This window comes from Sphingobacterium kyonggiense, from assembly GCF_039536825.1.
In the GTDB taxonomy this organism is placed as follows: Bacteria; Bacteroidota; Bacteroidia; order Sphingobacteriales; family Sphingobacteriaceae; genus Sphingobacterium; species Sphingobacterium kyonggiense.
In genome coordinates this window covers 264,137-285,458 of sequence record NZ_BAAAZI010000006.1, presented here as the reverse complement: position 1 = coordinate 285,458, position 21,322 = coordinate 264,137, and the positions used below count along the sequence as shown (strand labels likewise).

The window sequence follows — 21,322 nt, the reverse complement described above, 5'->3', positions numbered from 1 at the left end:
TCCGAAGGAGTTCCGAAGGAGATCCGAAAGAGTGTCAAAGAAAACCCTTGTGAGAGACGGTTTGACACCAGACAAAAGACATCTGAAAAAGATGCAAAAAGTATTGTGTGTAGAGACAGAAAGCTATGAAAAGAGGTTGGGAAAGAATGGAAAAAGAAAGAAAATAATCCAAAAAATTCTCAGGAAGCTAATTTTTAAATGTATAAAAAATGGGTATTCTAAAAGCTTACAAGGAAGGTTTTAGAATACCCATCAATATCTCGGGTCGGATTGGGAGATTAATCCATTCTGGTATTAAATAATGCCGTGCAAAGAACCGCCTTTTGCAGCAAGCTGATCTACGCGACTTTCTACCGCTTCGTCTTTGATCAAATCAGGTGCATGATGTGGCTTACTTCGTGCATCGATGATAACCGGACCGGTACATCCCCAATGTTTGAAGTTGGTGAAACTACCGATTCCATGTATATCATGAGAAGGGTTACTGCGGGTGAAAGTTACCCAAACAAAGTTGTTTTCATTGGCAGCAACGAATTCGGCATCATCAGCAAGGACAATACATTGAATGCCCTCCCAATTCAGGTCTTTTGCCGCTTCTGCCCAATATTCAATCGCTTGGCTTTCTTCTTGGTATGAGCTGAAAGATTTTCCATCAACAACGATGATCCCCGGTAATGCCAATTTCGCATGCTGGAATGGTCTTGGTAAATCTAAATCTGCAGGCAATTCAGTGATTAACTCTCGTTTTTTATCACCCACGGCAGCAAAAGTCACTTTAGAACCTGAATTCAGTCCATCTCCGGTATAATCCAAGGTATCGATGGTGGTATTGGTCAAGAAGTGTAAATCACGCGTTAAATCAATGCGTTCAAAAATATGGGTAAAGAAGCCTTTAATATCGTGGATATCCAATTTTGGATTGTCCTCAAATGCAGAGATAAATAAAAACTTCGCCAAGCTTAATTGGTTGGTACCAAGAATCACATTGGCAATCGTCAATACCTCTTGCGGACGTTCTACCTTTTGGTATGGGGTGTATCGCTCACTACCGATAGCAAATAACAGAGGGTGCACCCCTGCCGGATCTACCGCATGCACTGCATGAAGTCCTGGTATTTGCTGTGGAATGGCATTGCCTGTGATTTCATGGATCAAGGCACCAAAACTAGTATCCTCCTGTGGTGGTCGACCAACGACGGTAAATGACCAGATTGGATCTTTACGGTGGTAAACTTTATGCACTTTCATCAAAGGGAATGGGTGAACCAAGGAGTAATAACCTATATGGTCGCCAAAGGGTCCCTCTGGTTTATTTTCATTTGGATAGACCGTTCCGGTAATCACAAAGTCGGCATCAGCAGAAATACAAAATCCTTCCTCATCATAAAAATATCGGAATCTACGATTGCCTAAGGTACCGGCAAAGATCATCTCCGATAATCCTTCTGGAAGTGGCATAACCGCAGAAAGCGGATGTGATGGAGGACCACCAACAAAAATACTGACCTTCAATGGCTTACCTAATTGATTTGCTTTAGTCTGGTGTACACCAATACCACGGTGTAATTGATAGTGTAGACCTATTTCCTGGTCTTGAATATAATCATTACCAGCAAGCTGAATTCGGTACATGCCTAGGTTCGCATTCATGATTCCAGGTTTGCTGATATCCTCCGTATATACCTGCGGCATGGTCACAAAAGGACCACCATCCATAGGCCAGTTAACAATTTGTGGGAGTTCTGAAATCTTTGTTTGCCCATACAGGATGGGCGCCCCTGCTTTCTTCTTCCATGGTAAAGCACCTAAAGCGACCATAGAAGAACCTACGTATTGAAAAGGATTTTTCAATACGGACATAGGGTTCATTTTAACATCAACTAATTTTTTGACATGATCTAAACTGTCACGGAACATAAATCTCGATCGATCTAAGGTTCCAAAAAGGTTGGAAACTGCAGGAAATTTAGAACCTTTAACATTTTCGAAAAATAAAGCAGGGCCTTGCGCATCATAAACACGCATATGTATAGCTGCCATTTCCAAATAAGGATCTATCTCTTCCTTGATACGGATCAGATGCCCGTGCTGCTCTAGATCGTCAACACAAGCGCGTAAACTTTTATATCCCATATTGTATGCTCAAATAGCTACAAATGTAATGGAAAGAAGGCAATATTGAAAGTTAGTCAATTATTGGTCTAATCGGATCACCTGATCCAAAGGTGTGAATGAAAACAGCATAATGTTTTTCCAGGTTGTATTGTCAATGGGATACTCCATGGTCATTAGTCGTTTAAATTCAATTAAATCTTCTTTATTGATTTTATATAACTTTTTAAACCAAAGCTTCATAAATATTCCAGGTACCTGAAAGCTCTTTACTGTAGCTTCTGGATAAAGATTCTTTTTATACAATCGGAAAATGTCTCGAACCGTTACTGTATTGGGTCCACCGATTTCAATTAACTCATTCTGAAAGTTCTTTTCCCAATCAACATTATAGATCCAACGGATAAGATCTAATGCTGAAATCGGATTAAACTTAATATTCGCAAAGTCGCCATCATAAGGTAAATACTTGGAATTAATGACTTGGTGCATGTATTTATCCAATACACTGCCCTTTCCAATAGCTAGGTTCTTGAGCACAATGGTAAAGGTTAAGCCCGATTCAATCAAGACCTTCTGGATATATCCCATATAGGGTTTGTCCATTAATCGAGCGATATAAACGACTCGTTTACAACCATTACGTTCTGCTAACAGTATAAAATTTTTCAGGGTGATTAATTCCAAATTTAAATTAACCATTTCACCTAAAGTGGGGACATGAGTAATATAAATCGCCAATTGCACCCCACCGTGTATTTTAAAAGTCTCAAATTCAGCTCCCTTACGCAACAAATCAACCTTATCAAGTGAGCCTGTAGGTTCATCTAACATTTTCGCCCGAAACAGATCCAAATCCCTTGCAATACCATGCACGTGGAATTCCCCTCTATTCAGGTTACTCATAGCACGCTTCCCCAAATATGAATTGAGACCTGATAAAAGCACTTCCATCAGTCCTCCTTCTTTTTAGTGAACATCTTTTAACATTAACAAACAGTAAATAGAATGTTATGTTTAATGTTTTTGATTTTTTTACAAATGAAATGAATATTTCACAAAAAACGCGCATTGTCTACGGCATGTAAAAATAATGTATACCCTTCTATAGGCATCCCCAAAGCATTATATTTGCTAACACAGCATATTGGGGAATTAGTACAATGAGTAAAAAAGTAGTTCTTGTTTGGTTTAGAAATGATTTAAGATTGCACGACAACGAGGTTCTGACGGAAGCTTTGAATCGTGCAGATTTAATTATTCCTGTCTATTGTTTCGACCCTCGCTATTTCTCCAAAAACAAATTCAACCAATACAATACCGGTGTCAACCGCGCTCAATTCCTGCTGGATACCGTTGCCCATCTTAAAAATGAACTTAAAGGTATTAATGCCGATTTGATGACTTTCGTTGGTTATCCTGAGGAGATTTTACCTAAGCTTTGTGTGAAATATGAAATCGATGAGGTTTATCATCACCGCGAAGTAGCCACTAGAGAAACACAAATTTCGGAAGCTGTAGAAGCGGCTTTATGGGAGCAGAAGATTAATTTACGCCATTTTATCGGCCATACCCTCTTTCATAAGGAAGACCTCCCCTTCCCAATCAAGGATATTCCTGATAAGTTCAATATCTTCAAAAAGAAGATTGAAAGGGAATCGGCCGTTCGGAAACCTTTTGAAACTCCGCAAAGCATTCCCTATCCTACCCATCTGGAGCAAACACAATTACCATCATTACTTGAATTAGGCTATTCCGAAGAGGATTTAGCAGAAAATCAGAACAGATGTATTGAAGGAGGTGAGGAAAAGGCTATCGCTAGTTTGGAGCTATTATTAGACCCACAATATTCCGGATTGGAGAATTACACCCATATCTCTCCATATATTGCCATTGGCGCACTTTCACCGATTTATATCTATGACCGAATGCGTCAATCAGATTTATCCCAAAATAAACGTCGATATGATCGATTGATGACCTCCTTATTGTGGCGGGATTACTTTCGATTTATGCTGAAGAAATACCCAAATGTATTTTTCAAATCGAAAGGTCTATTTACGGAAGACGATTCGGAAGCATTTTTAAACGAAGACTTGTTAATCAAATGGAAGGCAGGAGAAACTGGTGAGCAACAAATTGATGAGGCTATTCAGGCATTAAAAACCTGCGGCAATATCACCTATGCTGTTCGTCGAATGTTAGCACGCTATTTTACCCAGCAAGTATCGTCAAATTGGTTGATTGGGGCTTCCTTTTTCGAGGAATATTTACTAGATTATGCTCCGGCAACGACCTATGGTTTTTGGTCGCACATGGCAGGTGTAGGAACAAGTCCAAAAGAGAATGTCAGTATCGACTGGGAAGAGTTCAGAAAAAAACTCTCTGCATAATATATTAACCAATAGGAAAGCGTTGAAAAATTTAACGTTATTTCACATTAGACTGGCAGAACTATTATTAAATAAGGTCTAATATTTATTAATCCACCGGGAGGCTAGGAAAAAAGGCTAAAACATTGTATTTTATCAACATTTAATAAGGAAAACTCATATAATTATTGCTAAATTTGGCAAAATTTTATCTAACGTACCGACATGGACAAAATGACCTATTTGAGTAATGCCGACTCGAGTTATATCGACGGATTATATCAATCATACAAGGCAGATCCGAATTCCGTAGATTTCGGGTGGCAGAAGTTTTTTGAAGGATTTGATTTTGGTCAAGGTGCAGGATCTGGAACGATTGAAGCTGAAAATGTTCCGGAGCATGCCTTGAAGGAAATCGATGTATTGAACATGATCCATGGCTACAGAGATCGTGGCCACTTATTTACACACACTAACCCGGTACGCGAACGTCGCAAATATTATCCTGGTAAAGAATTAGAGACTTTCGGACTTTCCGAAGCGGATATGGACACTGTATTCAATGCAGGTGTTGAAGTTGGTTTAGGCCCTGCCAAACTACGTGATATCCGTCAATTAATCGAGGACACTTATTGCCGTTCTATCGGTGCGGAGTTTAAATACATCCGTAACCCTGAAAAAATCAAATGGTTGCAAGACCGCATGGAAGCGGACAGAAACCAACCTCACTATAACATTGAGCAGAAGAAACGTATTTTCAAAAAATTAAACCGTGCGGTTGTTTTTGAATCTTTCTTAGGCACAAAATTCTTAGGACAAAAACGCTTCTCCCTGGAAGGTGCAGAAAGTTTAATTCCAGCTTTAGACTCTGTTATCGAAAAAGGCGCTAGCCTAGGTATACAAGAGTTTATGATTGGTATGGCTCACCGTGGCCGTCTTAACGTACTTGCCAACTTAATGGGTAAACCTTACAAAACCATCTTCTCTGAATTTGAAGGTAAGATGTATGTAGAGGAAGATCCTGAATTGCAATTTGGTGGTGACGTGAAATACCACTTAGGTTATTCTTCTGATGTAACTACAGAAGATGGAAAACACATCCACCTTTCATTAGCTCCTAACCCGTCACACTTAGAGACTGTTGACCCGATCGTTGAAGGTATTGTTCGCTCTAAGATTGACATGAAATATGATGGTGACTCTTCTAAAATTGCACCAATCCTAATTCACGGTGATGCAGCTATTGCTGGTCAAGGTGTAGTTTATGAGGTTACTCAAATGTCTAAGTTGGAGGGATACCGTACTGGTGGTACTATCCACATCGTGGTTAACAACCAAGTAGGATTTACAACCAACTACAAAGATGCCCGTTCAGGTACTTACTGTACAGACGTTGCAAAAATCACTTCGTCTCCAGTATTCCATGTGAATGGTGATGATGTTGAGGCTTTAGTTTATGCAATTAATTTAGCGGTTGAATACCGTCAAAAATATAAGACCGATGTATTCATCGATCTATTGTGTTACCGTCGTTATGGACACAACGAAGCGGATGAGCCTAAATTCACTCAGCCATTGTTGTACAAAGCGATTGAGAAACACCCGAACCCTAAGGATGTCTATGCGAAGAAATTGATCGATGAGAAATCCATCGATGCAGATTACTCCAAGGCAACTGAGAAGGAATTTAAAGATTACTTGCAAGAGCAATTAGAGGCAGCTAAGAAAGTAGAGAGCATTGAGGATGAAATCCCTATGTTTGGTGGTGCTTGGAAAGGATTACACGCCGCTAAGAAAAGTGAGATCTTTGGTAATTCAAACACCAAAGTATCTGATAAAGAATTCTTGACTTTAGCAAAAGAAATCACCGCCCTACCTAAGGACAAAAAGTTCTTCCGTAAGATTTCTAAATTGTTCGAAGATCGTGCTGCAATGATTAAAAACGACAGCTACGACTGGGCAATGGGCGAATTAATGGCTTATGCTACTTTATTGAATGAAGGTAAGCGCGTTCGTATTTCCGGACAGGACGTTCAACGAGGTACTTTCTCGCACCGTCATGCTGTATTAACTTTAGAAGATTCTGAAGAGAAATACATCCCATTGGCAAATGTTAATGGTGGCGAGCGTTTCAATATCTACAACTCTTTATTATCCGAATATGCTGTATTAGGTTTTGAGTATGGTTATGCTTTAGCAAACCCACAATCCCTAACCATTTGGGAAGCACAATTTGGTGACTTCTACAACGGTGCACAAATCATCGTTGACCAATACTTGTCGAGTGCAGAAACAAAATGGAAGCGTTCGAACGGATTGGTAATGATGTTGCCTCACGGTATGGAAGGTCAAGGTCCTGAGCACTCTTCAGGTCGTATTGAGCGTTTCTTAGAGCTATGTGCAAACGACAATTTAATTATTGCAAACTGTACTACGCCAGCGAACTACTTCCACTTATTACGCCGTCAATTGACTCGCGATTTCCGTAAGCCATTGGTGGTATTTACACCGAAAAGCTTATTACGTCACCCGAAAGTGGTTTCTCCATTGGCAGATTTCACGAAGGTAGACTTCCAAGAGTTGATCGATGATAGCTACGCAAAACCTACAACCGTAAAACGTGTACTATTCTGTTCTGGTAAAATCTATTACGATCTATTAGAGAAACAACAAGCAGATAAGCGTACTGATGTAGCGATTGTTCGTTTAGAGCAATTATATCCTGCTCCAATTGAACAGATTCAAGCGGTTCATAAGCGTTATAAGAACGCGAAGGAATTCATTTGGGTTCAAGAAGAGAACGAGAATATGGGTGCATGGCCATATTACTGCCGTACCTTACGCAAAACAGACATCGAGTTTACTGATTATATTGCGCGTACAGCAAGTGGTAGCCCGGCTACAGGTTACATGAAAAAACATGTGGCACAACAAGAAGCTATAATTAACAAATCATTCGAATAAACAAAATCTTAAGCCGTCCGTTATATAGAATAAGAACTATAACGGACGTCTTTAAAAAAGAACTATATGAGCTTAGAAATCAAAGTCCCTTCGGTTGGAGAGTCGATCACCGAAGTAACCTTGGCCCAATGGCTAAAACAAGATGGCGATTACGTTGAAATGGACGAGAACATTGCCGAATTGGAATCAGACAAAGCAACTTTTGAGTTGCCAGCAGAGAAAGCTGGTATCTTACGTATCATTGCTCAAGAGGGTGATACCTTAGAAATTGGTGCTGTTGTATGTACAATTGAAGAAGGCGATGCTCCTGCTGCTGGCGGCGAGAAAAAAGAAGAGGCTCCAGCAAAAGAAGAGTCTGCAGCACCTGCGAAAGCAGAAGCAGCAGATGAGAATCCTGACACGTATGCTGCAGGAACAGCGTCTCCTGCTGCAGCAAAAATCCTTAGAGAAAAAGGTATTGATGCTTCGACTATCAAAGGAACTGGTAAAGACGGTAGAATCACCAAAGAGGATGCTGAGAAAGCTCAAGCAGCTCCTGCAAAGACAGAAGCTAAACCTGCTGCTCCAGCGGCTACTCCTGCTGCTGCACCTGCAGTAGCTGGTGCACGTGGAGAACGTCGTGAGAAAATGAGCTCCCTACGTAAAACTATCGCTAAACGCCTAGTGGCTGTGAAAAATGAAACGGCTATGTTGACTACTTTCAATGAAGTGAACATGCAGCCTATCATGGATCTAAGAGCTAAATATAAAGATACATTCAAAGAAAAACACGGAATCGGTCTTGGTTTCATGTCTTTCTTCACAAAAGCAGTAACTACAGCATTGAAAGAATGGCCTGCAGTAAATGCACGTATTGAAGAAAACGAAATCGTTTATTCTGATTTCGCAGATATCTCTATCGCTGTTTCTGCTCCTAAAGGATTGGTAGTTCCTATCATCCGCAATGCAGAGTCAATGGCTTTATACCAAATCGAAAAAGCTATCGCTGAATTAGCAGTAAAAGCTCGTGATAACAAATTGACAATTGATGAAATGACTGGTGGTACTTTCACCATCACCAACGGTGGTGTGTTCGGTTCTATGATGTCTACTCCTATCATCAATGCGCCTCAATCAGCGATCTTAGGTATGCACAACATCATTCAACGCCCTGTTGCTGAGAATGGTCAAGTGGTTATCCGCCCAATGATGTACATCGCTTTATCTTACGATCACCGTATCATCGATGGTCGCGAGTCAGTAAGCTTCTTAGTACGTGTTAAACAATTATTGGAAGATCCAGCTCGTCTATTGTTGGAAGTATAATCCATATAAAATATCCTGTAAAAGGCTGCCCGTATACAAATTACAGGCAGCCTTTTCTATTTTTGAGAAGAACTTTAAAATTATACCTATATTGTGAGGCATATGCATCTCTCTTTACGAAAATTATTTACCCTTCTCGGCTTGTTTACCCTAGTTTTTATAGGTCAGTTAAACGCGCAACAAATCGGACTTAAAATTGATTTCCTTGGTTATGCGGATAACCGCGAATATCAAGCCCCATACACCATTCCAAAGACATTTTTCGGTGCAAACATCTCCCCTAATCTTTATTTTCAATTGGAGAATAATCACCGTTTGTATGGGGGTGCTCATTTTAATCAAGAGTTTGGGATTAATAAAGAGAATCAAAGTCGTATCAACCCCATTGCATATTATAACTACCAAACAGATAAGGTCGATTTTGCAATCGGTTTTATTCCACGGTATGAAAGAACAAAGGATATACATCGCATGGTATTGGCTGATACGTTTCAATACGATCGACCAAACTTGGAAGGAATGTATTTCCAATATAAAAATAAAGGCTTCAAACAAGCTTTGTTTATTGATTGGACAAGTAAACAGGGATTCAGTAATAGAGAACGATTTATCGTGGGATTATCTGGTAAATATCAAAAAGGCCTCTTCTATATTCAAAATGAAGGTATGCTTTACCACAATGCTTTAACTTCCAACGACAGCATTGATGAACATATACAAGATAATGCTTTGGTTATGTTACGCTTGGGTGTGGATTTAAGTAAAAAGACTGCCTTAGATTCTTTAACCATAGATGCAGGTGCAAGCTATGGTCTTGACCGCGTTCGCTCAGTATATGAGATGCAAAAAGCTCCAGGCTTTATATCCAATATCTATTTGGGTTATAAAAGATTCTTTTTAGCGAATACCCTGTATTTAGGTAAAGCCTTAAACCTTCCGAATGGCGATTCTTATTATCATCGCTCCGGATATGATCGTATTGACATCGGATGGATACCTTTCAAAACCGATCGTATTGAAGGAAAATTCACGGCCTCCTTTCATGTATCCGATGGATATTTTGATAATCAGCAGCAGTTTATTCTACGCTATCGATTTGGAAAGGATTTCTAAGCTTATTCCGCTGTCAATTTGTTATGGATCATTCGATCGTTATACTGCTGTATAAAGCCTTTCAGGCGCTCTAACATAGGTCCTTCGATTTGATGTTCTTTCCCTTTCAAATTAGTTTTTAAGAGCTTGTCGGTCTTTAAATTGAACAAGGAGGTCACTTCTCGACTATCATAGGTCATGAAGTAATCGCCCAGGAAGAAATTATAGGATCCACCCATATTACTCACCACGAAGTTATTTCGATCTGCTGAGAAGGCATCGAAACCAAATGCAAAATATGGTTTATCGTATTCCAAATAGTTCAATACCGTAGGCATAATATCGATTTGTTGTACCAGCTTATCTGAGCTACCCTTTAATTCTCCACCCGGATAATAAAAGATGATAGGGATAGCAAATGAATTAGGTAAAGTATGGTATTCTTCAAAATAACTCATACTGGCATGATCAGCACAGATAACAAATAGGGTATTCTTATACCAAGGTTTGGTTTTGGCTGTTTCAAAGAATTGTTTTAGGGCGTAGTCAGCATAGCCCAATGGCTCATGTAATGGCAATTTTCCTTTCGGAAATTTACCAGCATACTTTTCCGGAACTTTAAAAGGATGGTGTGAAGACAAGGAAAAGAAGCTACTAAAGAATGGTTCTTTCAAGTGGTCCATCTCATTGGCCATATATTGCATGAAAGGCTCGTCCCAGATCCCCCACATCCCATCAAAATCAGCATCGTTATTATACTCATTCTTTCCAAAGTAATGTTTGATACCTGCTAATTGCATGTATGCCGAGAATCCCATACTTCCATTTGGTGCACCATGGAAAAATGCTGTTTCATAGCCCTTATCACCTAAAAGCTTGGCAATACTGGTTGTTTTATTTCCAGAGTAGATGGAAAGCACGAAGGGCTCTCCAATGGATGGAATACCGGTAATAACCGACGGCAAGGCATCAATGGACTTACGCCCATTGGCATAGGAACGGGTAAAGCTGTAGGATTCGGTTATCAAGGAGTCTAAGAAAGGTGTATAGCCCTTATAGGTTCCTGCCTGAAGTTCTTTATTAAATGCACCAATATGCTCCTTAGCGAAGCTTTCCAGGATTAAGAAAACAACATTTAGTTTCTTAAATTCTGCTGAATCCTTTGGTTGGTGAATAACTGGATATTGCACATTTAAATCTGCTTCCGAAAAATAATTTACTTCCTTCAATTTGAAAGCTCGAAGTGTTTTCAAAATGGAAAAAGGCGTATTCAGCACGATATTCATCTCCTCTGGAGATTTCACATAATCACCCGCATTGCTTAAGGTAATTGGCCTGGTACTATGTGCCCATCCCCCACGAACGCCTCCGATAAATAAAAAAGCTACCAAAAGTAAACCCAAGGTTTGACTTGCATAAAACTGCCAGCCCAGGGATTTGGCTTTTACTAACCTTATCCAATCATAAGAGCGCCATAAGCCCCAAACAATCAGAACAAACACAATCAGCAAATACCAATAGTCCAATAGGAAATCAAAGAACAAACTGAATAGGTTGTCTTCATTGGAAAACTGACTAAAAACTGTGCCTGTTGTGCGTTTTAAGGTAAAAGGGAAATAAGCAAAATCAATCAAATTAGCACCAATACCTAAGGCATTAGTCCCAACAAATAGTATTTTACAAAACTTCTGAAAACCCAGATTATATTTAAACGGCAATGGCAAAGCGTACAGCAGAATGTACAGGATATTTAAGTAGAATAAGGCAACGATATCAAATCGTATCCCTCCGGCCATCATTTTCATTAACTCAGCAGCACTTACACCTGGGAATTGGGTTATGTTGATCCAATAAAATCCAATACGTAAGATCGCATAAATCAAAAGCAAATAGATAATCCGTAGGAATATATTCATATAGGGACCAAACCATCCTGTCAACTTAATCATACTGGTAGTAACTAATATTTCATAAAATCCTCGTAGACTTCCTGGTAATAGGCTTTGGCGATATTTAATAAGCTATCGGTTTTTGTGGAAGAATACGATTTATTGGCGAGGTAATTCACTGAATTACCGATGTGGTCAAAGGAAACACTTTGGTCAGGTGTGATGATACCAAAGGAATTTTTGGAATTATAAAATGCCACCTGTGCTGTAGAAGGATTCAATAAATCCCTACTCCAACGGTAATTTGTAGCAGGTATTCCCATTTGTTGAAAGAGTGTGGCAACCATGTCATTTTGATTTCCAATTCGATTCACTTTCATTCCACGATAGGCAGGTTTTATCACATCACCGAAAAAGATCAATGGTATATGAAATCTCCGAGGGTGGGTAATATCAAACTTTTCAGTAGGTAAGCGGTGACCGTGATCTGCAACCAATATAAAAAGCGTATTCTTATACCAATCTTCCTTCTTTGCCTTTTCAATAAAGTCCATGATAACAGAATCAGTATAATAAGCCGTACTTCTAAACCGATTTGCATTATTATCACTTCCGAATTTATAGCCATTATTTAGAGTAAACGGCTCATGATTATTCAAGGTAAATAAACTGTAGAAAAAAGGTTGCTTTTCCTTTTTGATATCCTTAGCCATTTCACCAAATACCACATGATCATAAACACCCCAGGAAGAGCGTTCTTCCAATGGACCAAAATTCATATTATCTGTAATACGTTCAATCCCATGGCTTAGCATGTAGGATTTCATATTGTAGAACTCACTCTGTCCACCATGATAAAATGCCGTATGGTATCCTAATTCGTGGATTTCTTGGCCCATGGCAGGAAGGTTCTCATGTTTATCGATGTATTTGATGATACTCTCCGGTCCTTGTGCGGGAAAGCCTGAAAACACGCCGATGATACCTTTATCAGAGCGATCGGAGGTAGCATAGATCTGATCAAATAGAATCCCTTGTTGAATCAGTTTCTCCATATTAGGCGTAACACCCTTCTCGCCTCCCAAAGATTCAATGAGATCACCCACAAAACTTTCCAAAACCAACAAGACGATATTCGGTCTTTTAGTCGTCAATACATGAATTGCAGAATCTGGATTTGCTGCAAATACGGGTTGCACTAACTTCTCCCGAACCTCTTTTTCTTCAAAATAGCGATATGGCGATTTCTTACGACGACTGGAACTAAAATACTCTTTCAACAAAGCATACTGCGTATTTACCGCAGCATGATTATTAAAAGCTTCATGCGAATAATATGCTCTACTTGGGTTTAATGGTGCACGACCATATCCACCACGGATAAAGGTGAACATCAGTATAGCTCCCAACAAAAAGAGCATGCTGACCGCCATAGGCTTATTCAGATTACGATAATTCAGTCCTTTCATCAGCTTCAAATACAGCCAATAACTCAAACAGATACCCACCAACATACCCAGAATAGGTAAAACCACTGGAGTTGATTCTGCTGATGCTGCAGCACCTATAGCATCTTCAAATACTGCATCTATGGCACGCTTGGAAATCTTATCTCCCCATTCCCTATAGATATTGACATTCACAAAGGAAGTCACTATATAAAGGACCAGGATAACAAGGGTATAGATATTCAAGGCCTTTTTTCCTAATCGGATTTTCGGGATATAATAGGATAGGAAATAAAATAAAAATGGAAGCGCACAGATATAAGCAGCAACAGAAAAGTCTAATGCCAATCCATGGTAATATATTCTAAATACCTCCGTCCAGTTGTCAGCACCTATTTTAGAAAAGAAAGAAGCAATAAAAATTGCTCGATCTAAGAAACAGATGAACAACCAAAAGGCAAAATACCGAGTAAAAATATTTAATTCATTGACAAGACGCTGCATGCCCTAATTCAAATTTATCGGCCAAATGTACGTTTAATAATTTTTAGGTAACCTATTCTTAACATAAATTTAGCATTTCCAGCAGCTTAACTTGCATATTTCTGTTCTGTTGGTGGGAATTGAGCACATATTTGCGTATTTTTGTACTCATTTTAGATATTCCATATAAACAATGAGCATAGCAAAGACTTACAATCCGAAAGAAGCGGAAGACAAATGGTATTCCTATTGGATGGATAAGGGCTTTTTCCGTTCTGTTCCAGATGAGCGCGAACCTTATACCATCGTAATGCCTCCACCGAATGTGACTGGTGTATTGCACATGGGTCACATGTTAAACAACACTATTCAGGATGTCTTAATTCGTCGTGCCCGTATGCAAGGTAAAAACGCTTGCTGGGTACCAGGAACAGACCACGCCTCCATTGCTACGGAAGCGAAGGTCGTCGCTATGCTAAAAGAAAAAGGAATTGATAAGAAATCCATTACCCGTGAAGAGTTTTTAAAGTACGCGTGGGAATGGAAAGAGAAATATGGTGGTATCATCTTAAAACAACTGGAGAAGCTTGGTGCTTCTTGCGATTGGGAAAGAACTAAATTCACCATGGATCCTGATTTATCAGAAGCCGTAATTGACACCTTTATCAAATTCTATCGTGAAGGATATATCTATCGTGGTATCCGTATGGTTAACTGGGATCCTCAAGGAAAAACAGCTCTTTCTGATGAAGAGGTAATCCGTAAAGAAGTCAATCAAAAACTTTACTATATCCGTTATCAAATCAAGGATAGCAACGAATATGTGATTATTGCGACTACGCGTCCGGAAACCATTATGGCCGATACAGCAATCTGTATCAACCCAAATGACGAACGTTATAAGCACCTTCAAGGTAAATCCGTATTAGTTCCTTTGATTAACCGTGAAATCCCAATTATTCAAGACGAATATGTGGAGATGGAATTTGGTACCGGCTGCTTGAAAGTTACACCTGCACACGATTTGAATGACTATGAGTTAGGTCAAAAACATAATCTTGAAGTTATCGACATCTTAAATGATGATGGTTCTTTAAATGAGAAGGCGGAGATTCTTATTGGTGAAGATCGCTTTGCTGCTAGAAAGAAAATCGCTGTATTATTAGAAGAAGCTGGACAAATTGAGAAAATCGAAGACTACAAGTCTCAAGTAGGGTTTTCAGAACGTACAGATGCGGCTATTGAGCCTAAGTTATCTATGCAATGGTTCTTGAAGATGGATGAGTTGTCGAAGCCAGCATTAGAATACGTAGAAGATGGTACTATTAAGTTGATTCCTGAGAAATTCTTTGCTTCTTATAAGCATTGGATGGAGAACGTGAAGGACTGGTGTATCTCTCGCCAACTGTGGTGGGGTCAGCGAATCCCTGCTTGGTTCAACGAAAAGAATGAATTTGTTGTTGCAAAAACTGAAGCAGAAGCAATTGCTGAGTTTGAAAAAGCAGGTAAATCTACACAGTCTATCCGTCAGGAAGATGATGTTTTAGATACTTGGTTCTCTTCCGGATTATGGCCATTATCGGTATTTGATGGTGTTCGCAATCCAGAGAATCCAGAATTCCAATATTACTATCCGACCAATGATTTAGTTACAGCACCAGAGATTTTATTCTTCTGGGTAGCTCGTATGATTATCATGGGACACGATTATACACAGAAGCCACCATTCCGCAATGTGTACTTAACAGGTATTGTACGCGATAAATTGGGTAGAAAGATGTCGAAGTCTCTAGGGAACTCGCCAGATCCAATTGAGTTGATGGAACAATACGGTACAGATGGTGTTCGTGTGGGTATGCTGTTATCCTCTCCTGCTGGTAATGACCTAATGTTTGATGTTTCTTATTGTGAGCAAGGAAGAAACTTTGCCAATAAGATCTGGAATGCGTTCCGTCTTGTAAAAGGATGGGAATCTGTTGAAGCTCCAGCTACTTCATCACAGAAGATTGCTGCAGAATGGTTTGAACAACGCTTTAACCAGACTTTAACTGAGATCAATGAGCATTTTGAAAACTACCGCTTGTCGGATGCTTTAATGGCAACCTATAAATTAATTTGGGATGATTTCTGTTCTTGGTATTTGGAGTTGGTAAAACCAGCTTACCAAGCACCAATTGAATCAGAAACTTTAGCTACTGTAAAAGGACTATTCCAAAAGATTTTAACGCTCGCACATCCATTTATGCCTTTCTTAACAGAAGAGCTATGGCATGATGAGTTATTTGGCAATCGCGATGAACAAGATTGTATTATCGTAGCAAAATATCCGGAAGCTCAAGCCTTTAATGAGCTAGCTATTAAGGAATTCGCAATTGTTCAGCAGATTATTTCTGAAGTAAGAAACATCCGTAATGCAAAAGGTATTTCCCCTAAAGTGGCATTACCATTGGCTATAAACGCGACAAATATTGACTACAGCAAATACCAAGACAGCATTAAAAAGCTGGCTAATATCGAAGATTTAAGCTTTGTTAAAGAGAAAGTAAGTGGTGCTGTGAGTTTCTTAGCTGGCAAAGACGAATGTTATGTAGCTTTAGAAAACAATATTGATGTAGATGCCGAGAAAGAGCGTATTGCGAAGGAGATCGAATACTTAAAAGGTTTCTTAGCATCGGTAGAAAAGAAACTTTCTAATGAGCGCTTTGTTCAAAATGCAAAACCTGAAATTGTTCAGAATGAGCAAAATAAAAAGGATGATGCTATTGCGAAAATCTATATCCTAGAAGAAAGCTTAAAAAGCTTAGGATAAGCATAGCTTAACAATACCAAAATAAAGCCGTTGAAGAGTTTCAACGGCTTTATTTTTTATGAATAACCTATCTGTTATAAAAAGGAAAAAGCTCCAAAAGATTAACTTCCAGAGCTTTAACCATATTTTGCGTTTAATAGAAAATGCTATTTTTCCTCACGTTGGAATTTACCATCTAAATCGAAGTATATATCCACGTCGTTAGCTAACTCTAGCTCATAACCTGTAGATTCCTTATCTATCACCTGCACGGCAATATTTGGATAATTAGTCGAAAGATGTGTGCGTATGGGCTCTGGAATAGCCGATACAGGTACATTCTGCTGATCTTTAACGGATATTTCCTTCCAATTACCCTCTTTATCAAAATCCAATTCAGTACCATCCGCTAAACGAGTTTCGAAAAAAGTTCCATCAGCAGATGGAGACATCTTTTGATCGGTATTGACGATTGCTGTTCCTGCGAAGTGATCTGCAATAAACTTATTGGCAGCTTCAGGCAATGGAACAACATTCGGATCAGTTACAGGTTTCGTATCAGTAGATTCCGTAGCTGGTCCTGATGCAGTCGGACTACCCGTCACTTCTTTTGGCTGATTATTACATGCCATAAACATCAAGGTAATACCAAGTATACTTAATCTTTTCATATCTAAATTCTTTAATCAACTAACAGATTAACTAGGATATTGTTTTATTTACTAAGCCTTAGCCTCCTCATCAGCCTTTTCTACCTCAATCTTAGGTGGAATCAATTTATACACCACCGGCGTAACAATACGAGATAATAAAGTCGAGCTGATCAATCCTCCAATCATTACCGTTGCTAAAGGTGAGATCAATGGATTAGAAGACCAAGCAATAGGCAATAAACCACCAATTGCTGTCAAAGAAGTTAAAATGATAGGCAAGAAACGAATCTCTCCAGCCTTCTCAATTGCCTCATTTAATGCCATACCTTCTCTACGCAATTGATTGGTAAAGTCTACCAATAGAATGGTATTCTTAACCTCAATACCCGCTAGGGCCACAATACCTATCGTTGCCACAAAGGACAAGGTATTTCCTGTTACCAATAGCGCTAATACTGCTCCTACTATACCCAAAGGAATAACCGACAAGACAATTAAAGTACTCTTGAAGGTTTTAAATTCTAAGATCAATACAGCAATAAACATAAACACCGTAATCATGATAATGGTTCCGAATCCACCGAACGCCGTTTCACGACTTTCCACCTCTCCGCCCATTGCATAGCTATAACCAGTCGGTAACTGGAAAGCATCCATCTGCTTAATAACCGATTGAATAACCTCATCATTGCCGTATCCTTTCTTCACAAAGGAATTGACAGCAACCATACGAACCTTATTCTGATGATAAATATTGGATGGTGAGATCTCAAACTCAAAGCTTGCCAATTGGCTTAATGGAATAGCGGTACCCGCTACATTATCCACAAAGACTTGCTCTAAAGTTTGCAGGTCGGCATCTTTTCCGCGAGGAACAGTAACCAAAAGATCGTATTCATTATCATCGGAATTTGGATCGGTATAAGTACCTACGGAATATCCAGCCAAAGCTACCCGAATAGTCTGATCTATTGCCGAAGTGGGAACTCCTAAGGCCATTGCCTTATCCCGATTGATGTGAACCCGAATATCCGTCTTATTGTTCTTGATCGGATTATTAATGTATTCTGTCCCTTCGGTATTCTTCAATAGTTCTTCAATCTTAAAAGATAACGCTTGCAAGGTATCTAAGTTCTCACCAAACACCCTTACCTCAACCGGCGATATGACAGGAACACCTTGCTCGAAATCCCTAACCTCAATCTTTGCACCCAAATATGGTGTCCATTTATCCCTTAAATGTTCAATCAAGGCCACCTTTTCCTTATACTTGATATCATCATGCAGTTGCACAAAAATATCGGCATAGGCTTGTTTCTCCCGCTCCTGTTGCATATTGTAGTAGACCCTTGGATTACCTTTTCCAACATTGGAGGTGTAATACTTCACCTCGGGCATATTCTTTAATTCTGCCTCTATATTACGCGTTATGCTATCTGTATAATGAATGTTGGATTGCAGCGCACTCTTGACATGAATCATGAACTGCGGTTTCTCTGATGGTGGAAATAAAGAGTATCCAACTACTGGAATCAAGGCCAATGATCCTGCAAAAATAACGGCAGCTATGATGGTTGTCCGACCTGGATGCTTTAAGGCCTTGTCCAAAAACACTCCATAGCTCTTATGGATGATATTTTGCATGCCACGTAAAATAGCATTACCACCCTCATGTTCATGTGGCTTTAATAGCTTACTCGCCAAAAATGGAACAACCAATAAAGCAATGAGCATAGATCCTACAACTGATGCAATAACGGCAATAGGCATGCTTCGAATAAATTCACCCGCCATTTCCGGCATAAATACCAAGGGTAGAAAAGCAATCACCAAGGTCACCGTACATCCCACAACAGCTAGCGCGATTTGCTCCGTTCCTTTTATAGCAGCCTCAAACCGACTATACCCATCGCGCATCCAACGTTCTATATTTTCTACAACGACAATACTATCATCTACCACCAAACCTAGTGCAACCACAAAGCCCACAATACTCAGCTGATTCAACGAATAACCAAAGCTATTCAATACAATAACCCCAATCCCCAGGGATAACGGTATAGCAATCATCACGACCGCAGAAGCTCGAGTCCCCAATGGCAATAAGGTAAATAACACCAAGGTAATGGCAATGGCAAAGTCAATACCCAATCCACTCAAACGCTTATTGACATTCTCTGCCTGATCAAAGCTCAAGATTAAATCCACATTCTTTGGCAGGCTTTCCTTGAACTTATCCAATACCGCATGATATTCTTTTTGTGTATCAGAGATATTCATTCCTTCCTTCTGTGCGGCATTTATCAATAAAGCTTGATAACCATTTAATCGCGTGGTATGACTAGCAGTCCCAAAAGTTGGATATACTTTCGCCACATCCTTCAACATGATGTTTTTACCATTCATGCTTGAGATAATGGTATTGCCAACATCGTCAATACTTTGATAATTGCCCGAACTTTTTACCGAGAAAGTCTGTGTCCCAGCTTCTACACTACCCGCAGGAATATTTTGATTTTCCGCCTGTACCGATTGTATGATTCGATTTAATGGAATCTTCAACTCCGCCAGCTTAGCTTGATCGACATCGATACGAATTTGTTGATCAGGAAGTCCTGAAATCTCCACATTCTTTAATGCCTTGATCTTCTCCAGCTCTTGCTTTAGCTTATCTGCCAATTGCTTCAATGTAGCTTGGGAGGCATTAGCAGAAACCATAGCAACCTGTATCACCGAGGTGTTCGTCGGATCAATTTTCAGCACTTCAGTGCTGTATAGGTTTGCTGGCAATTCAGGTCGTGCAGCATTCAGTTCTCTTACCAGTTCTTGGTATTTATCGTCATAGTTAGCTCCATATTCAAACTCCACAAAGAAAGAGGCCACCGAATTATTGATGGTGGTATGAATCTTCTTTACATTGTCCAAAGAGTAGAATCGAGCCTCAAGGGGTTTGACAATTAACTGCTCCATATCCTTGGGGTTGGTCCCCGGATGGATAACCAATACTGGAAAACTCGCAGGTTTCATATCGGGATCCTCTGCCCTAGGCATGGTCAGAATAGCACTTACCGCAACCACAATGATCATCAAGACCATGGTCAGGGTAAATTGGTAATTCCGAATCGGATACTTAATTAAACTCATGATAGTTCTTGATTTTACTTAATGATTTGAATGGCTGTTCCGTCCTGCAAATAGGCGCTCCCAGAGACTATAAGCCCCTGTGCATTCTCCAATCCTGAAGAAATCAGCACCATATCCTTTTCAATTTTCGCAATCTTGACCTTTTGTCTTTTTGCTTTCTTACCATCCAAGGTGATAAATACATAGCCCTCTTGACCATCTCCATCCAGCAAAGCACTGTATGGCACTCGCCAATAAGGATCGGTTCCTTTGCTATGTGAGAGAATCCAAGAGCGCCCAAAAATACCAGATGCCAATTTATACGATGGTTTATTGCGAAGCTCTAAAAAGATGCTGAAAGTTCCTGATTGTGGATCTAAGCCTTCCGATTTCTTGGACACATAAGCCACTAAGGTATCCTTGGGCATCGCATCGGTTGTAATCTTTGCGGCATCTCCAACCTTAATCTGTGTCCATTGCTGATCGGATACCCCAACCTTCAATTTCCAATTGGATTGATTGGCACCATTCACCTGCAATACCGGAGTACCTGGACCTACTATTTGTCCTTCATTCGCTAGCTTTGCCAATACATACCCGGAAACCGGTGCATAGATATTCATGTATTGTTGATTGAAATTAACCGATTTTACATCCTGTTGTGCCACATCCAAAGCAGTCTTTGCATTCTGTAATTGTTCTAAGGTAGCCACTGAATCACGGTAGAGTTTTAGGGCTCTATCATAATCCCTACGCGCTTTCTCCACAGCTAAGGATGCTTGCCCTGCTTTTGCATCTACCTCTGAACTCAGCACAGACGCCAATAATTGACCCTTACGAATCGGGTCGCCCTCTTTAACCAATATCTTGGAGATGACACCACCATTTTTAAAACCCAAGATGGTTTCATCATCTGTGGTAAACACACCAGTAGCCTCAATCGTATTGCCTGCACCATAGGACTGCAGGTCCATTAGCTTAACAGGAATGGTATCTTGTTTTGGAATAGCCGAAGTTCGTTCCTCTTGGTGACAGGAGAACAGCAAGGTCATTGCGGCGGCTAGGATTAGCGTGGAATATATCGTTTTCATGT

Annotated in this window: 12 protein-coding genes; 5 read left to right on the top strand and 7 right to left on the bottom strand. The window is 39.8% G+C overall.

All coding sequences use genetic code 11. The features are described from left to right. Positions 1-294 precede the first annotated feature (294 nt). A complete protein-coding gene (locus tag ABD676_RS06065) occupies positions 295-2,133 on the bottom strand; it encodes a UbiD family decarboxylase (RefSeq protein ID WP_344673702.1) in 1,839 nt (612 codons plus the stop codon). A 60-nt stretch (positions 2,134-2,193) separates the two neighbouring features. Then, complete coding sequence (locus tag ABD676_RS06060) at positions 2,194-3,018, bottom strand: SDR family oxidoreductase (protein WP_344673701.1); 825 nt, start codon at positions 3,016-3,018, stop codon at positions 2,194-2,196. 257 nt (positions 3,019-3,275) lie between these two features. Here ABD676_RS06060 and ABD676_RS06055 point away from each other — a divergent pair, with 257 nt between their 5' ends. From ABD676_RS06055 to ABD676_RS06040, 4 genes are all read left to right on the top strand, one after another. Further along, complete coding sequence (locus ABD676_RS06055; protein WP_344673700.1) at positions 3,276-4,505, top strand: deoxyribodipyrimidine photo-lyase; 1,230 nt, start codon at positions 3,276-3,278, stop codon at positions 4,503-4,505. Positions 4,506-4,709: 204 nt separating this feature from the next. After that, positions 4,710-7,448 carry a 2-oxoglutarate dehydrogenase E1 component gene (locus ABD676_RS06050; RefSeq protein ID WP_344673699.1) on the top strand — a complete coding sequence of 913 codons (2,739 nt, stop codon included), beginning with the start codon at positions 4,710-4,712 and terminating at the stop codon, positions 7,446-7,448. A gap of 66 nt (positions 7,449-7,514) precedes the next feature. Then, the gene (odhB, locus tag ABD676_RS06045; protein WP_344673698.1) at positions 7,515-8,753 is read left to right on the top strand and encodes a 2-oxoglutarate dehydrogenase complex dihydrolipoyllysine-residue succinyltransferase; all 1,239 of its coding nucleotides are present in this window, start codon (positions 7,515-7,517) and stop codon (positions 8,751-8,753) included. 141 nt (positions 8,754-8,894) lie between these two features. Then, a complete protein-coding gene (locus ABD676_RS06040) occupies positions 8,895-9,866 on the top strand; it encodes a hypothetical protein (protein WP_344673697.1) in 972 nt (323 codons plus the stop codon). A gap of 2 nt (positions 9,867-9,868) precedes the next feature. Here the strand turns inward: ABD676_RS06040 and ABD676_RS06035 are convergent, their stop codons facing one another. Then, positions 9,869-11,794: an LTA synthase family protein gene (locus ABD676_RS06035; protein ID WP_344673696.1), complete on the bottom strand. Its 1,926-nt coding sequence runs from the start codon at positions 11,792-11,794 to the stop codon at positions 9,869-9,871. 11 nt (positions 11,795-11,805) lie between these two features. Then, positions 11,806-13,686 carry an LTA synthase family protein gene (locus ABD676_RS06030; RefSeq protein WP_344673695.1) on the bottom strand — a complete coding sequence of 627 codons (1,881 nt, stop codon included), beginning with the start codon at positions 13,684-13,686 and terminating at the stop codon, positions 11,806-11,808. A gap of 172 nt (positions 13,687-13,858) precedes the next feature. Here ABD676_RS06030 and ABD676_RS06025 point away from each other — a divergent pair, with 172 nt between their 5' ends. Further along, the gene (locus tag ABD676_RS06025) at positions 13,859-16,474 is read left to right on the top strand and encodes a valine--tRNA ligase (protein WP_344673694.1); all 2,616 of its coding nucleotides are present in this window, start codon (positions 13,859-13,861) and stop codon (positions 16,472-16,474) included. A gap of 146 nt (positions 16,475-16,620) precedes the next feature. Here ABD676_RS06025 and ABD676_RS06020 read toward each other — a convergent pair whose 3' ends face one another. Genes ABD676_RS06020 through ABD676_RS06010 form a run of 3 tightly spaced genes read right to left on the bottom strand, consistent with a single transcriptional unit; the run spans position 16,621 to position 21,320 of the window. Beyond that, the gene (locus ABD676_RS06020) at positions 16,621-17,124 is read right to left on the bottom strand and encodes a PepSY-like domain-containing protein (protein ID WP_344673693.1); all 504 of its coding nucleotides are present in this window, start codon (positions 17,122-17,124) and stop codon (positions 16,621-16,623) included. Positions 17,125-17,175: 51 nt separating this feature from the next. Continuing rightward, positions 17,176-20,250: an efflux RND transporter permease subunit gene (locus tag ABD676_RS06015; RefSeq protein ID WP_344673692.1), complete on the bottom strand. Its 3,075-nt coding sequence runs from the start codon at positions 20,248-20,250 to the stop codon at positions 17,176-17,178. Between the two features lie 14 nt (positions 20,251-20,264). Further along, entirely contained in the window at positions 20,265-21,320 is a 1,056-nt protein-coding gene (locus tag ABD676_RS06010) for an efflux RND transporter periplasmic adaptor subunit (RefSeq protein ID WP_344673691.1), read from the bottom strand. Between the last annotated feature and the right edge of the window lie 2 nt (positions 21,321-21,322).